The sequence below is a fragment of the Photorhabdus akhurstii genome (assembly GCF_018448925.1).
GTDB classification, from domain to species: domain Bacteria; phylum Pseudomonadota; class Gammaproteobacteria; order Enterobacterales; family Enterobacteriaceae; genus Photorhabdus; species Photorhabdus akhurstii.
The window spans coordinates 99013-115308 of sequence record NZ_RCWE01000009.1 but is presented as its reverse complement, the minus strand read 5'-3'; the positions used below and the strand labels follow the sequence as shown (position 1 = coordinate 115308).

The window sequence follows — 16296 nt, the reverse complement described above, 5'->3', positions numbered from 1 at the left end:
GTTTCTTTATAGCATGGGACTGGTTTTATTAAAAACATAAATGTGTTTTCTACCAAATGCACCTAAAATTAGGAAGAACGTAAATATTTACGTTCTTCCTGTTACTATTTAAATAAATTATTTTGAAATTAAAGAGTCTATATCTTATAAATAAATGTGGTTTATTTTAGGTAATGTTTTAACGGTAATAATTATATAGCAAACAATCACATTAACTCTATTTTACAATCCTTAAATTTAATTCCTTTACAAATTTAAATGTCCATATATTATTGCTCGCAGACAAATTTATATTCTTATTTTAGAGTTATAAAATTACAGTGAAACTATAAAGTTGTTTTTTATATTATTACCTTGGTTGAACGTTTTATAACGGAAAAATAAATTTTTTAACAGTTTTTTACTGTTTTAAATAGCCAATATTATGGTTTGTTGTTGGATTTTTTAAGCGAGAAGATATGTAAATTCACAATATTATGTATGATGATATATTGAAATTGAATTTTTTCTAAGAGGTTTATATTGATGGAAATAGGGTCGCGATTAATACAATTGTTATAGTTTTAAAGCGACATAATATTAAAATATCAGGAGACGACATGCTTGATTCAAATGTAACAGATTGTAATAGTAAGAATACTTCCCCAGTTTGTTCTTTTAATGAATGGGACCCACTTGAGGAGGTTATTGTCGGTGTAGTTGATGGCGCCAGATTTCCCGGCTGGCATATGGCGATAGAGCCGATATTGCCACCGAATCAAATTACTAATTTTTATCGGTATGCAGGTCGGGCATTTCCGCAAGAACAAATTGATGCAGCATCTAGAGAGTTAGAAGAATTTGTCCATATTCTTGAAGGTGAAGGTGTGACAGTACGTCGTCCAGATCCGCAAGACCAATCTCAGGTATTTGGTGCGCCAGGCTGGAGTAGTACAGGGTTTTATTGTGCAATGCCTCGCGATGTGCTGTTAGTTATTGGAAATGATATTATTGAATGCCCGCTAGCATGGCGTTCCCGTTATTTTGAGACGGCGGCATATAAGACTTTACTTAAAGATTACTTTAAGAAAGGTGCAAAATGGAGCGCCGGGCCAAAACCACAGCTGATCGAGGAACAATATAATTTCGAATGGCATCAGCCTAATAGCGAGGAGCGTGTTCCCCTTGCGATAACTGAATTTGAACCGACTTTTGATGCTGCGGATTTTATCCGATGTGGGCGAGATATCATTGCTCAAAAGAGCCATGTCACAAATGAATTTGGTATTGAATGGCTTCGTCGTCATATAGGTGATGAATATCGTATTCATGTTTTTGAATTTAACGATGATAGCCCTATGCACATTGATGCTACCTTTGTTCCTATGGCGCCAGGAAAACTGTTGATTAACCCCAAAAAGGTGTTAAAAATTCCTGAATTGTTTAGGAACTGGGACGTATTACATGCACCTGACCCAGTTATTCCTGATGATCATCCTCTATATACCACCAGTAAATGGATCAACATGAATATTCTGATGTTGGATGAGCAGCGAGTGATTGTTGAAAAACAGGATGAGCCAATGATTGCTGCCATGAAACGTTGGGGCTTTACGCCTATTCCATGTAATTTCAGGAATTTTAATACCTTCGGTGGTTCTTTCCATTGTGCAACCGTGGATGTAAGACGGCGCGGAACTTTACAATCTTATCTTGACTAGGAGTAAAGATGGCTATCTGAAGATATTCCCTTTGGGATGCAGTAATGTTTGCATTAAGTATCTTGCATATGATAGCCACTGTTACACTGGTTGTGTATTGGAATGATTTCACTATTGTAAAAGTGATTGTGATATTGAAAGTTTCCCCAATATTTGACCATAGCTAAATATGCCTCTACATTTATATACGACTGATGTAAATGTTAGAGATAAATACCCGCATGCACACAGTTAAGATCAATCGCAGTGTGTGCATGCGTTTTGCTTGTATTTCTCCCCCCTCCTTCCTATCATTTCTATAATTATGAATAGTAACAGGTTATTTAATTCTGGATTTAAGTATGAGTTCTGAAATAATTGCTGGTAGTGAATCGCTGCCAGCATGAATTCATCTATTCCGATGAGTGACCGTAGTCACTTTCTGTTTCTCTTTATATATTAAATGATAATAGTTATTACTTGGATGTTGGTTATTTACGTCTTACAGTACTGCCCATATATATTGCTATCAGACTGCATATATATGTCTTGTTTTATAATTTTATATAAGGAAATTCATGATGAAATCGATGATATCTAAAGATAATATTCAGTTGTTTATCAATAAAATAGATGAATTGGTTAATGTTGAAAATGAAAAAAAAGGTGGGGCTCTCGCAGTCGCTATTATCCACGATGATAAGATAATTTATCAGCGTCATATCGGGCAAGCTAGCATTGAACATGCTGTTGCTATACAGACTAATACTAAATTCTATTTAGCGAGTGCTTCAAAACAATTCACGGCTTTTTGCATCGCCTTGCTAGAAAAAGAAGGAAAGCTTTGCGTCAAGGATAAAGTCAGACAATATTTGGATTATTTACCCGCACATTTCTCTGATATTACCATTGAGCATCTTATTCATCACACCAGTGGGTTACGGGATGTATTTTTGCTTTATAGTCTGGCAGGTAAAAACTCGAGTTTTGACTACTGCCATGCTGATTTAGTGAAAAAATTGATCCAACGACAACAGACACTTAACGCCCCCATTGGGGAATATAATATTTATAGCAACACGGGCTATTATTTACTAGGGGAAATCGTCAGCGTAGTTTCAGGAAAGTCGTTAAAAGAATATGCAGAAGAAAATGTTTTCGCTCCATTAGAGATGAAAGATACTATTATCTGTGATGATATAACCGAGATTATCTCTAATCGGGCGATGGGTTACACTTATAATGAAAATTCGCAACAGTGGATAAGAAGTGATATTAACAATTCTGTGATGGGTAGTGCAGCGGTTCACTCCACAGTGAATGATTTATGTCGTTGGGCTAAAGCGTTTTATTCGCCATCGATTGTTCAGGAGCTACTGCCTCAATTATCCCGTACACCAGATTTAACTAATGGCAATCGTAACAATTATGGTTACGGTTTGATTATCGACCAACGTGCGGGGCAAACGATAATACAACATAGTGGTACCTATGCTGGTTTCAGAGCTAGTATTTGTATTTTACCAAACGCTAAATTAGGTATCGCGATGACTGATGCACGCGATGTTGATGTTGGTAAATGGACGGATCAGTATATTGATATATTGCTTAATACTGATGTTGAGCCAGAAAAATCACATTGCCTAACCAGTGATATTGATATCACCGGTATTTTCCGAGGGTTAGAGCCTTATCCTTATATTATTACCAAAGAAGATGTTTATTTATTAGGTAATTTATTTACAAAAGGTAACCCGATTATTTTTAACTCTGACGGTACATTCCAAGAACAAGGAAGTAGAATCCAGTTCAGGCCAGTCATTGAAAATGACAGTGTTATCGCACTGGAACATATTGATGAAGTTGGTAACATTTTTTATTTGAAGAAGATGAACAATGAAAGTAGCGTCGATATTAAACTATTGTCAGGGCGCTATTATAGCCATGAAACAGAGGCGATAATTAATATTATATCGTCTGGTGATGACATTTATATTGATGGGATTATCCATCCTGTAAAAAAAGAGGCTTTGCGACATATTTATGGGAATAGTTATTTCTCACCCAGTGCTGAGTTTGTTGTTGATTTTAAATTTGATCCTGATACCAATAAACCTCGTCTCTATGTCGGTAATGCGCGTTGCTTGAATGTAGAATTCGTTGCAGTTTAATTGTCAGATTAGTAAATATAAATTTAGAACAGCATTTCATTAGCAGGATAGAACTAATGTTATTGAGGGCCTAAAGATATTTTCTATTAGATGCACTTTGTTCCAGACAGAACTATTATATTTATGTTCTGTCTGTTTTTTATAAATAAGGTTTTATAAATAAGGTTTTATAATAGTGCTACACTCATTTTTTGTCTTCCTGGCTTTTGCTGTGATGAAAACGATGCCAAAAAGTCATCAACATAATTAAGCAACTGCTACATAAATTGACAACAATAATTTCGCGTTATTGTCTCATGGAGCGATTGCCATAACCGTTCTATTTTATTTAGCCACGGTGAATAGACGGGTGAAAACAACAGGGTAAATTTGGGATGTCGTGCCGGCCAGTCCTGTTAGTCCGCGCCGATTTTCGGATTTAAATCAATATCTACCTATCTTCATAAAAAACGGGATGTTTTTCTGAAATATTCGCTTTGGCTTCCGTGATCTTTGCCATTTTTTCATCATATTCAGGATCGGGTTGTTTTACTGTTGTACCGCTCTGCGCCAGGCAATCCCCACCTGAGCAAAGTAACGATGAGGACATTTTGTGTCAGAGAGAGGTTGAGTCATTCATTAAGGGTATGAGTCATGAACTCAAGGCTCCAGCGAGAGCAAAGATAGCCGAACTCTTGGGGAGATTGCTGTAATAAACAAAGCAACAGGTTATAGAGAGGGGGAAGATCCCAGACAGCAGGTCGGCCAGCCGGTAAACTTTTGAGTCCTTCGAGTCCATATAATGTAAACCACTCAACCCAACGATTAATGGAATAACATGCTGAATGTTATGTTTTTTTAGACATAAATCACCATAAATCTCCTCATTGTTCATCAATAATGCCGTCAATCGACGGGAATAATTTTTATCACGGGTTTTATGGATAAGTTTTCTCATTTTCTGGCATTCATTTTAAGGTATGGGTACTATGATAGACATCACTCAGTCCGTGTTAGGGTTTGGGATTTTTCGCAATTGATCAGATCGCAAAAATCGGACTGAGTTCCCTTCCAACGATCTACTATTTTGAAAGTTTATTTATTAGGAGATTGATGATGAAACTGACAATATCCGCAGATAATATTAAACTCTTTATCAAGAAAATAGACGAATTAGTTAATATTGAGAATAAAAAAAAGGGGGGCGCTCTCGCCGTTGCGGTTATCCACGGCAATAAAATCATTTATCAGCGTCATATCGGAAAAGCTAGCATTGAACATGCTGTGGTTGTAAAACCTAAAACTAAATTCTATTTAGCGAGTGTTTCAAAACAATTCACGGCTTTTTGTATAGCTTTGCTGGAGAAAGAAGGAAAGATTAACGTCAAGGATAAAGTTAGACAATATTTGGATTATTTACCCGCGTATTTCTCTAATATTACTATTGAACATCTTATTCACCACACCAGCGGGTTGCGGGATATGTTTTTACTTTATGGTCTGGCAGGTAAAAACTCAGATTTTGACTACTGCCATGCTGACTTATTGAAAAAGCTGATCCAACGACAGCAGGCACTTAACGTCCCGTCTGGGGAATATTATCTTTATAGCAACACGGGCTATTATTTATTGGGGGAAATCGTTAGCCTGGTTTCAGGCCAGTCGTTGAAAAAATATGTAGAAGAAAATGTTTTCGTCCCATTAAAGATGAAAAATACCTTTATCTGCGATGATGTAACCGAGATTATCTCTGACAGGGCGATGGGGTACGCTTATAATAAGGATTCACAACGGTGGATAAGAAGCGATATCAACAATGCTGTGGTGGGTAGTGCAGGGGTTCACTCCACCGTGAATGATTTGTGTCGTTGGATGAGAGCATTTTATTCACCATCGATTGTTCAGGATCTGTTGCCTCAATTATTCCGTACACCAGATTTAACCAATGGTAATCGTAATAATTATGCTTATGGTTTGATTATCAACCGACGTTCAGGGCAAACGATAATACAACACGGTGGTACTTATGCTGGCTTCAGAGCAATTATTTGTATTTTACCGGATGCGGAATTAGGTATCGTGATTACCACTGCAACAGGTGTTGATGTTGCTAAATGGGTGGATCGGTATATTAATATATTGCTTAACTCCGATGTTGAGTCAGAGAAGTCGCATTATCTAACCAGTGATATTGATATCGCCGGTATTTTCCGTGGGATAGAATCTTATCCTTATATTATTACCAAAGAAGATGTTTATTTCTTAGGTAATGTATTTGATAAAGGTAATCCGATTACTTTTAACTCTGATGGTACATTCCAAGAACAAGGAGGTAAAACTCGATTCATGCCTATCATTGAAAATGACAATGTTATCGCACTGAAACAGATTGATGAAAATGGTAATATTTTTTATTTTAAAAAAATGAACGATGAGGGTAGTATCGATATTAAGCTATTGTCAGGGCGATATTATAGTTATGAAACAGAGGCGATAATTAATATTATATTGTCTGGTAAAGATATTTATATTGATGGGATTATCCATCCTATGAAAGGAGAGGTCTTACGGCATATTTATGGGAATAGTTATTTGTCAACAGGAACTAATCTTATTATTGATTTTAAGTTTTATCCTGATGAAAATAAATGTCGCCTCTATGTCAGTAATTCGCGTTGCTTGAATTTGGAATTCATTGCAGTTTAATGGACACGTTAGTAAATACAGATTTAGAGCAGTATTTAGCTAGCAAGATAGGATTGATGCTATTGTGAGAACTTGGAGATATTTTCTATTAGATACACTTTATTCTAGGCAGAACGGTTATATTTATGTTCTGCCTGTTTTTGTAAATATTAGATCCAAAATGATTTCTGAAAGAAAATAATGTTTATAAAATTTAGATAATTTTAATTTTCGTCCGCAGTTACTTTATATTGTCATTCACACATTAAATGATAGTCATTATTACTTGGATATTTCTTGTTTACGTCTTACAGTACTGCCCATATATGTACTTCTATCAAGTTGTATATATATGTTCTGTTTTGTAACCTTAAATAGGGAAATTAATGATGGAATCGATGATATCTAAAGATAATATTCAGTTGTTTATCAATAAAATAGATGAGCTGGTTAATATTGAAAATGAAAAAAAAGGTGGAGCTCTCGCAGTCGCTATTATCCACGATGATAAGATAATTTATCAGCGTCATATCGGGCAAGCTAGCATTGAACATGCTGTTGCTATACAGCCTAATACTAAATTCTATTTGGCGAGTACTTCAAAACAATTCACGGCTTTTTGCATAGCTTTGCTGGAGAAAGAAGGAAAGCTCAACGTTAAGGATAAAATCAGACAATATTTGGATTATTTACCCGAACATTTCGCTGATATTACTATTGAGCATCTTATTCATCACACCAGTGGATTACGGGATGTATTTTTACTTTATAGTTTGGTAGGTAAAAACTCAAGTTTTGACTACTGCAATGCTGATTTGATGGAAAAACTGGTCCAACGACAACAGACATTTAACGCCCCTGCTGGGGAATATTATATTTATAGCAATACGGGCTATTATTTATTGGGGGAAATTATCAATGTGGTTTCAGGTAAGTCGTTAAGAGAATATGCCGAAGAAAATATTTTCGCTCCATTAAAGATGAAAGATACCATTATCTGTGATGATATAACCGAGATTATCTCTAATCGGGCGATGGGTTACACTTATAATGAGAATTCGCAACAGTGGATAAGAAGCGATATCAACAATTCTGTGATGGGTAGTGCAGCGGTTCACTCCACTGTGAATGATTTATGTCGTTGGGCTAGAGCGTTTTATTCGCCATCGATTGTTCAGGATCTACTGCCTCAATTATCCCGTACACCAGATTTAACCAATGGCAATCGTAACAATTATGCTTACGGTTTGATTATCGAACAACGTGAAGGGCAAAGGATAATACAACATAATGGTACCTTTGCTGGCTTCCGAGCGAATATTTGTATTTTACCGGATGCTAAATTAGGTATGGCGATGACTTCTGCAACTGATGCTGATGTTGATCAATGGACGGATAAGTATATGGATATCTTGTTTAACACCCATATTGAACCGGAAAAACCATATTGCCTAACCAGTGATATTGATATCACCGGTATTTTCCGAGGGATAGAACCTTATCCTTATATTATTACCAAAGAAGATGTTTATTTTTTAGGTGATTTATTCGAAAAAGGTAACCCGATTATTTTTAACTCTGACGGTACGTTCCAGGAGCAAGGAAGTAAAATTCAGTTCAGACCCGTCATCGAAAATGACAGTGTTATCGCACTGGAGCATATTGATGAAAATGGTAATGTTTTTTATTTGAAAAAGATGAACAATGAAAGTAGTGTCGATATTAAGTTATTATCAGGGCGCTATTATAGTCACGAAACAGAGGCAATAATTAATATTATATCATCTGGTGATGATCTTTATATTGATGGGATTATCCATCCTGTAAAAAAAGAGGCTTTGCGACATATTTATGGCAATAGTTATTTCTCATCCAGTACTGAATCTGTTATTGATTTTGAATTTGATCCTGAAACAAATAAATATCGTATTTATATTGGTAATTCACGTTGTTTGAATCTGGAATTTGTTGCAGTTTAATTGGCTAGTTAATATACCCTATGGATTTCAAGATGGATCGCGACGTCAAGGGAACGAATCCCCGGGAGCATAGATAACTATGTTACCGGGGTGAGTGAGTGCAGCCAACAAAGAGGCAACTTGAAAGATGACGGGTATAAATATAAATTTAGAATAGAGTTTCACTAGCAGGATAGCATTAATGCTATTGAGAGATTAAAGATATTTTCTATTAGATGCACTTTGTTCCAGACAGAACTATTATATTTATGTTCTGTCTGTTTTCTGTAAATATCAGCTTCGGTAGTTACTTTATATTGTCCCTCATATATTAAATGATAATCATTATCGCTTGGATGTTTCCTGTTTACATTTTACAGTACTGCCCGCATATGTATTGCTATTAGATTGAATATATATGTTCTGTTTTATACCCTTAAATGAAATGAGGAAATTAATAATGGAGTTCACTATATCTACAGATAAGATTAAGTTGTTTCTCAAGAAAATAGACGAATTAGTTAATGTTGAAAATAAAAAAAGAGGTGGCGCTCTTGCCATTGCTGTTACCCACGGTAATAAAACCATTTATCAGCGTCATATCGGGCAAGCTAGCATTGAACATGCTGTAGCGATAAAACCTAATACTAAATTCTATTTAGCAAGTGTTTCAAAACAATTCACCGCTTTTTGCATAGCTTTATTGGAGAAAGAAGGAAAGCTCAGCGTCAAGGATAAAGTCGGACAATATTTGGATTATTTCCCCGCAGAATTCTCTGACATTACCATTGAACATCTTATTCACCATACCAGTGGGTTACGGGATGAATTTTTACTTTATCACCTGGCAGGTAAAAATTCAGACTTTGATCACCGCCATATTAATTTGGTGAGAAAACTGGTCCAACGGCAACAGGCACTTAATTTCATGTCTGGGGAGTATTATCTCTATAGCAACACGGGCTATAGTTTACTGGCGGAAATAGTCAGAGTAATTTCAGGTAAATCGTTGAGGAAATATGCGGAAGAAAATATTTTCGTCCCATTAAAGATGAAAGATACCTTTTTCTATGATGACATAACCGAGATTATTTCTGATCGAGCTATGGGTTGTGTTTATAACGAGAAGCTGCACCAGTGGGTAAGAGATGATATCAACAATTCTGCTGTGGGTGGCGGCGGGGTTCACTCCACGGTGAATGACTTGTGTCGTTGGATTAGAGCATTTTATTCACCATCGATTGTTCAGGATCTGTTGCCTCAATTATCCCGGACACCAGATTTAACCAATGGCAATCGCAATAATTATGCTTACGGTTTGATTATCAGTCAACGCGAAGGACAAAAGATAATACAACATGGTGGTGCTTATGCTGGCTTCAGGTCTCACATTTATATTTTACCGGATGCTAAATTAGGTATCGCAATTACCACTGCAACAGGTGTTAATGTTTCTGCATGGGTGGAGCAGAATATTGATATATTGTTTAACACCCATATTGAACTGGAAAAACCGCATTGCTTAACCAGTGATATCGATATCACCGGTATTTTTCGAGGGGAAGAACCTTATCCTTATATTATTACCAAGGAGGATTGCTATTTATTGGGTAATGTATTCGAAAAAGGCAATCCGATTACTTTTAACTCTGACGGTACATTCCAAGAGGAAGGGGGTAAAATCCGATTCAGACCTATCATTAAAAATGACCGTGTTATCGCATTGGAACAGATTAATGAAAATGGCAATGTTTTTTATCTTGAAAAGAGGGTTGATGAAGGTGGTGTCGATATTCAGCAATTATCAGGACGTTATTATAACGGTGAAACAGAAGCAACGATGATTGTTTCCGCTTCTGGCAATGGGATTTATATTGATGGAGTTGTCTATCCTGGTAAAAAGGAAGTCTTACGTCGGATTTACGGGAATAGTTATTTTTCTCCCAGCACTGAACTGATTATTGATTTTGAATTAGATCCTAATACTAATAAACCTCATCTCTATGTCAGCAATTCACGTTGTTGGAAGATAGAATTTATCACAGTTTAATTTATAAAGTGATAAATTAGAATGAAGAACGACATGGTTATAGCAGAATGGAATTAATGCTATTGAGGGACTAAAGATATTTTCTATTAGATGCATTTTACTCCAGGCAGAACTATTATATTTATGTTCTGTCTGTTTTTTTAAACATCATCTCCGGTAGTCACTTTATATTGCCCACCATATATTAAATGATAATCATTATCACTTGGATGTTTCCTATTTACGTTTTACAGTACTGCCTACATATGTATTGCTATTAGATTGAATATATATGTTCTGTTTTATAACCTTAAATAAGGAAGTTAATGATGGAAGTTACTATATCTACAGATAAGATTAAGTTGTTTCTCAAGAAAATAGACGAACTGGTTAATATTGAGAATAAAAAAAAGGGTGGAGCCCTCGCCGTTGCTGTTACCCTCGGCAATAAAACCATTTATCAGCGTCATATCGGACAAGTTAGCATTGAACATGCTGTTGCAGTAAAACCTAATACTAAATTCTATTTAGCTAGTGTTTCAAAACAATTCGCCGCTTTTTGTATCGCATTGTTGGAAAAAGCAGGGAAGCTTTGCGTCAAGGATAAAGTTGGACAATATTTGGATTATTTCCCTGCCGAATTCTCTGACATTACCATTGAACATCTTATTCACCATACCAGCGGGTTACGGGATGAATTTGGGCTTTATGAGTTGGCAGGTAAAAATTCAGACTTTGACCACCGTCATATTGATTTGGTGAGAAAACTCACTCAACGGCAAAAAGCGCTTAATTATACGCCTGGCGAATACTATCTCTATAGTAATACGGGCTATAATTTGCTAGCAGAAATAGTTAGAGTGGTTTCAGGTAAATCGTTAAGAGAATATGCGGAAGAAAATGTTTTTGCCCCATTAAAGATGAAAGATACTTTTTTCTATGATGACATAACTGAGATTATTCCTGATCGAGCGATGGGTTACGCTTATAACGAGGAGTTGCACCGGTGGGTAAGAGATGATCTCAACGATGTGGTAGTCGGTGGTTCAGGGCTTCATTCTACGGTAAATGATTTGTGTCGTTGGATGAGAGCATTTTATTCACCATCGATTGTTCAGGATCTGCTGCCTCAATTATCCCGTACACCAGATTTGACTAATGGTAATCGTAATAATTATGCTTACGGTTTTATTATCAGCCAACGAGAAGGGCAAAAGATAATACAACACGGTGGTTCCTATACTGGTTTCAAATCCCATGTTTGTATTTTACCGGATACTAAATTAGGTATCGCGATTACCGCTGCAACAGGTGTTGATGTTTCTGCATGGGTGGAGCAGAATATTGATATCTTGTTTAACATCGATATTAAGCCAGAAGAACCGTATTGCCTAACTAGTGATATCGATATTACCGGTATTTTCCGAGGGGCAGAGCCTTATCCTTATATTATTACCAAGGAAGAGACTTATTTGTTGGGTAATTTATTCGAAAAAGGCAACCCGATTACCTTTAACTCTGACGGTACATTCCAAGAGAAAGGTGGTAAAATCCGGTTCAGGCCAATTATTGAAAATGATAGTGTTATTGCATTAGAACAAATTGATGAAAATGGCAATGTTTTTTATTTTAAAAAAATGATTGATGAGGGTGGTGTCGATATTCAGCGATTGTCAGGGCGTTATTATAATCATGAAACAGAAGCAACGATGACTGTTTCCGTTTCTGGCGATGGGATTTATATTGATGGAGTTGTTTATATTGGTAAAAAGGAAGTCTTACGGCGAATTTATGGGAATAGTTATTTCTCGCCCAGTACTGAACTGATTATTGATTTTAAATTAGATCCTGATACCAATAAACCTCATCTCTATACCAGTACTTCACGTTGTTGGAGGATAGAATTCGTTGCAGTTTAATTTTCAAAGTGATAAATCAGAATGAAGAATGGCATTGTTATAACAGGGTGTAATTAATGCTATTGAAGGTCTAAAGATATTTTCCATTAGATGCATTTTATTCCAGGCAGAACTATTATATTTATGTTCTGTCTGTTTTTTGAAAATATCAGCTTCTGTAGTTACTTTATATTGCCATTCATATATTAAATGATGATGATTATCACTTGGATGATTTGCTATTTACGTCTTACAGTAATTACTTGTATATGATATTGCTATCAGATCGTATATATGTTCTGTTTTATAATTTTAAAATAAGGAAGTTCATGATGGAATCTACTATACCTACAGATAAAGTTAAGTTGCTCCTCAAGAAAATAGATGAATTGGTTGATATTGAAAATAAGAAAAAGGGTGGCGCTCTTGCTATTGCTGTGACCCACGGTAATAAAACGATTTATCAGCGCCATATCGGAAAGGCTAATATTGAACATGCTGTGGCTGCAAAACCTAATACTAAATTCTATTTAGCGAGTGTTTCAAAACAATTCACCGCTTTTTGCATAGCCTTATTAGAGAAAGAAGGAAAGCTCAGCGTCAAGGATAAAGTCGGGCAATATCTGGATTATTTCCCGGTAGAATTCTCTGATATTACTATTGAACATCTTATTCATCATACCAGTGGATTACGTGATGAATCTTTACTTTATCGTCTGGCAGGTAAAAACTCGCGTTTTGATTACCATAATATTGATTTGATAAGAAAGCTGACTCAGCGGCAACGAGCACTTAATTTTACACCTGGCGAATATTATGCTTATAGCAATACTGGCTATTATTTGCTGGCTGAAATAGTCAGTGTGGTTTCAGGTAAATCATTGAGAGAATATACAGAAGAAAATATTTTCGCTCCGTTAAAGATGAAAGATACTGCTTTCTATGATGATGTCACAGAGATTATTTTTGATCGGGCGATGGGTTACACTTATAACAAGGAACCGAACCGGTGGGCAAGATATGATCTCAATGGTTCCGTAGTAGGTGGCACAGGGCTTTATTCTACGGTGAATGATTTGTGTCGTTGGATCAGAGCATTTTATTCACCATCGATTGTTCAGGAGCTGTTGCCTCAATTATCTCGTACACCAGATTTAACTAATGGCAATCACAATAATTATGCTTACGGCTTGATTATCAGCCAACGAGAAGGGCAAAAAATAATACAGCATGATGGTTCCTATGCTGGTTTCAAATCTGATATTTGTATTTTGCCTGACGCTAAATTAGGTATCGCTATTACCTCTGCAACAAATATTAATGTCATTCAATGGATTGAACAGTGTCTTGATGTGTTGTTTAACACGAATATAATTGAACCGGAAAAACCACATTGTCTAACCTGTGATATCGATATCACAGGAATTTTCCGAGGGGCAACGCCTTATCCTTATATTATCACCAAGGAGGATTGCTATTTATTGGGTAGTTTATTTGGAAAAGGCGAGCCGATTACTTTTAACTCTGATGGTTCATTCCAACAGCAGGGAAGTAAAACCCGATTCAAACCTATCATTGAAAATAATAGTGTTATCGCATTGGAACAGATTGATGAAAATGGCAATGTTTTTTATTTTAACAAGATGACTGATGACGATATTATCGATATTAAGAGATTGTCAGGGAATTATTATAGTCATGAAATAGAAGCAACGGTGACTATTTCTGCTTCTGGAGATGAAATTTATATTGATGGGGTTACTTATCCTGAGAACAAAGAGGTTTTACGGCGGATTTACGGTAATAGTTATTTCTCCCCGAGTACTGAATTTGTTATCGATTTTGAATTGGACTCTGATATGAATAAGCCTCACCTTTATATCAATGACTGGGGTTGCTGGAGGGTAGAATTTGTTGCAGTTTAATTTTTAAAGTGATAAATCAGAATGAAGAATGGTATTGTTATAACAGGGTGTAATTAATGCTGTTGAGGGCCTAAAGATATTTTCCATTAGATGCATTTTGTTCCAGGCAGAACTATTATATTTATGTTCTGTCTGTTTTTTGAAAACATCAGCTTCCGTAGTTACTTTATATTGCCATTCATATATTAAATGATAGTCATTATCACTTGGATGTTTCCTGTTTACGTCTTATAGTACTGCCCATATATGTATTGCTATTAGGTTGAATATATATGTCCTGTCTTATAACCTTAAATAAGGAAATTCATGATGGAATCAACGATATCTGCAAATAATATTAACTCTTTTATCAAAAAAATAGACGAACTGGTTAATATTGAAAATAAAAAAAAGGGAGGCGCATTCGCTGTTGCTGTTACTCACGGTAATAAAACAATTTATCAGCGCCATATCGGAAAGGCTAACATTGGACATGCTGTTGCTGTGAAACCTAATACTAAATTCTATTTGGCGAGCGTTTCAAAACAATTCACGGCTTTTTGCATTGCTTTGTTGGAGAAAGAAGGAAAGCTTTGCGTTAAGGATAAAGTTGGACAATATTTGGATTATTTCCCCGCAGAATTCTCTGATATTACCATTGAACATCTTATTCACCATACCAGTGGATTACGTGATCAATTTTTACTTTATAGCCTGGCAGGTAAAAATTCAGCCTTTGACCATCGTCATATTGATTTGGTGAGAAAACTGACGCAACGACAACAAGCGCTTAATTTTACGCCTGGAGAATATTATCTCTATAGCAACACGGGTTATAATTTAATGGCGGAAATAGTCAGAGTAGTTTCAGGCCAGTCGCTGAGAGAATATGCAGAAGAAAATGTTTTCGTCCCATTAAAGATGAAAGATACCTTTTTCTATGATGATGTTACCGAGATTATTTTTGACCGGGCAATGGGGTACTCCTATAACGAGGACTCGAACCGATGGATAAGAGAAGATCTCAATGATGCGGCGGTAGGAGGTTCGGGGCTATATTCTACAGTGAATGATTTGTGTCGCTGGATGAGAGCGTTTTATTCGCCATCGATTGTTCAGGATCTATTGCCTCAATTATCTCGTACGCCAGATTTAACTAATGGCAATCGTAACAATTATGCTTACGGTTTTGCGATCAGCCAACGTGAAGGGCAAAAGATAATACGACATGATGGTGGTTATGGTGGCTTCAGATCAGAAGTTTGTATTTTGCCTGATGCTGAATTAGGTATTGCTGTTACTTCTGCAATGAATACTAATGTCTCTAAGCTTGTTCGACAATGTTTTGACGTATTGTTTAATCCCAATGGTACTAAACTAGAAAAACAGCCTTGTCGGACTGATGATATTGATATTACGGGTATATTCAAAGGAATACAACCTTATCCTTATATTATTACCAAAGAAGATTGCTATTTATTAGGTAATTTATTCGAGAAAGGCAACCCGATTATCTTTAATTCTGATGGAACATTCCAAGAGGTGGATGGGAAAATTCGGTTCAGACCTATCATTGAAAATGACAGTATTATTGCATTGGAGCAGATTAATGAAAATGGCAATGTTTTTTATCTAGATAAGATGATTGATGATGGTGGTACCGATATTCAGCTACTATTAGGATATTATTATAACCACGAAACAGAATCTGTGCTCACTGTTACAGCTTCTGAAGATGAGCTTTATATCGATGCCATTATTTCTCCTGAAAGAAAAGAGGTCTTACATCGGGTTTATGGGAACAGTTATTTTTCTCCTAGCACAGAGATTATTATTGATTTTGAATTAAACTCTGACACGAATGAACCTTATCTTTATCTCAGTAATGGTCGTTGCTGGAATATAGAATTCGTCCCAGTTTAATTGATAGTGTTGTGAACACGAGTTGAGAATAGTGTTTTTCCGGTAGAATTGATTGAATTATATTAGGCAG

General features: G+C 36.0%; 8 protein-coding genes and 1 pseudogene. 8 read left to right on the top strand and 1 reads right to left on the bottom strand.

Annotation, left to right across the window (positions count from 1 at the left end; translation table 11 throughout):
- Nucleotides 1-599: 599 nt before the first annotated feature.
- Together EAE93_RS12360 and EAE93_RS12355 are read left to right on the top strand one after the other, a co-directional pair.
- Nucleotides 600-1700 (top strand): amidinotransferase, encoded by a 1101-nt coding sequence (locus EAE93_RS12360; RefSeq protein WP_036778981.1) that lies wholly within the window; start codon nucleotides 600-602, stop codon nucleotides 1698-1700.
- A 557-nt stretch (nucleotides 1701-2257) separates the two neighbouring features.
- A complete protein-coding gene (locus EAE93_RS12355) occupies nucleotides 2258-3850 on the top strand; it encodes a serine hydrolase domain-containing protein (protein WP_214039779.1) in 1593 nt (530 codons plus the stop codon).
- A 167-nt stretch (nucleotides 3851-4017) separates the two neighbouring features.
- On the opposite strand, the pseudogene EAE93_RS12350 reads toward EAE93_RS12355, so the two are convergent.
- Nucleotides 4018-4787: pseudogene (locus tag EAE93_RS12350) on the bottom strand (transposase).
- Between the two features lie 155 nt (nucleotides 4788-4942).
- On the opposite strand from EAE93_RS12350, the gene EAE93_RS12345 reads away from it, so the two are divergent.
- From EAE93_RS12345 to EAE93_RS12320, 6 genes are all read left to right on the top strand, one after another.
- Nucleotides 4943-6535: a serine hydrolase domain-containing protein gene (locus EAE93_RS12345; protein WP_044467051.1), complete on the top strand. Its 1593-nt coding sequence runs from the start codon at nucleotides 4943-4945 to the stop codon at nucleotides 6533-6535.
- 365 nt (nucleotides 6536-6900) lie between these two features.
- A complete protein-coding gene (locus EAE93_RS12340; RefSeq protein WP_214039778.1) occupies nucleotides 6901-8493 on the top strand; it encodes a serine hydrolase domain-containing protein in 1593 nt (530 codons plus the stop codon).
- 439 nt (nucleotides 8494-8932) lie between these two features.
- Complete coding sequence (locus EAE93_RS12335) at nucleotides 8933-10522, top strand: serine hydrolase domain-containing protein (RefSeq protein WP_214039777.1); 1590 nt, start codon at nucleotides 8933-8935, stop codon at nucleotides 10520-10522.
- 305 nt (nucleotides 10523-10827) lie between these two features.
- Entirely contained in the window at nucleotides 10828-12420 is a 1593-nt protein-coding gene (locus EAE93_RS12330) for a serine hydrolase domain-containing protein (RefSeq protein WP_181148307.1), read from the top strand.
- Nucleotides 12421-12728: 308 nt separating this feature from the next.
- On the top strand, nucleotides 12729-14324 hold the full coding sequence (locus EAE93_RS12325) for a serine hydrolase domain-containing protein (protein WP_214039776.1): 1596 nt from the start codon (nucleotides 12729-12731) through the stop codon (nucleotides 14322-14324).
- 306 nt (nucleotides 14325-14630) lie between these two features.
- Nucleotides 14631-16226 carry a serine hydrolase domain-containing protein gene (locus EAE93_RS12320; protein ID WP_044467188.1) on the top strand — a complete coding sequence of 532 codons (1596 nt, stop codon included), beginning with the start codon at nucleotides 14631-14633 and terminating at the stop codon, nucleotides 16224-16226.
- The last annotated feature ends 70 nt before the right edge of the window (nucleotides 16227-16296 follow it).

Bases quoted from the DNA above. Each gene is read 5' to 3' on its own strand.
- EAE93_RS12325 (WP_214039776.1), top strand. From the start codon at position 12,729: ATGATGGAATCTACTATACCTACAGATAAAGTTAAGTTGCTCCTCAAG.
- EAE93_RS12360 (WP_036778981.1), top strand. From the start codon at position 600: ATGCTTGATTCAAATGTAACAGATTGTAATAGTAAGAATACTTCCCCA.
- EAE93_RS12330 (WP_181148307.1), top strand. From the start codon at position 10,828: ATGATGGAAGTTACTATATCTACAGATAAGATTAAGTTGTTTCTCAAG.
- EAE93_RS12335 (WP_214039777.1), top strand. From the start codon at position 8,933: ATGGAGTTCACTATATCTACAGATAAGATTAAGTTGTTTCTCAAGAAA.
- EAE93_RS12340 (WP_214039778.1), top strand. From the start codon at position 6,901: ATGATGGAATCGATGATATCTAAAGATAATATTCAGTTGTTTATCAAT.
- EAE93_RS12355 (WP_214039779.1), top strand. From the start codon at position 2,258: ATGATGAAATCGATGATATCTAAAGATAATATTCAGTTGTTTATCAAT.
- EAE93_RS12320 (WP_044467188.1), top strand. From the start codon at position 14,631: ATGATGGAATCAACGATATCTGCAAATAATATTAACTCTTTTATCAAA.
- EAE93_RS12345 (WP_044467051.1), top strand. From the start codon at position 4,943: ATGATGAAACTGACAATATCCGCAGATAATATTAAACTCTTTATCAAG.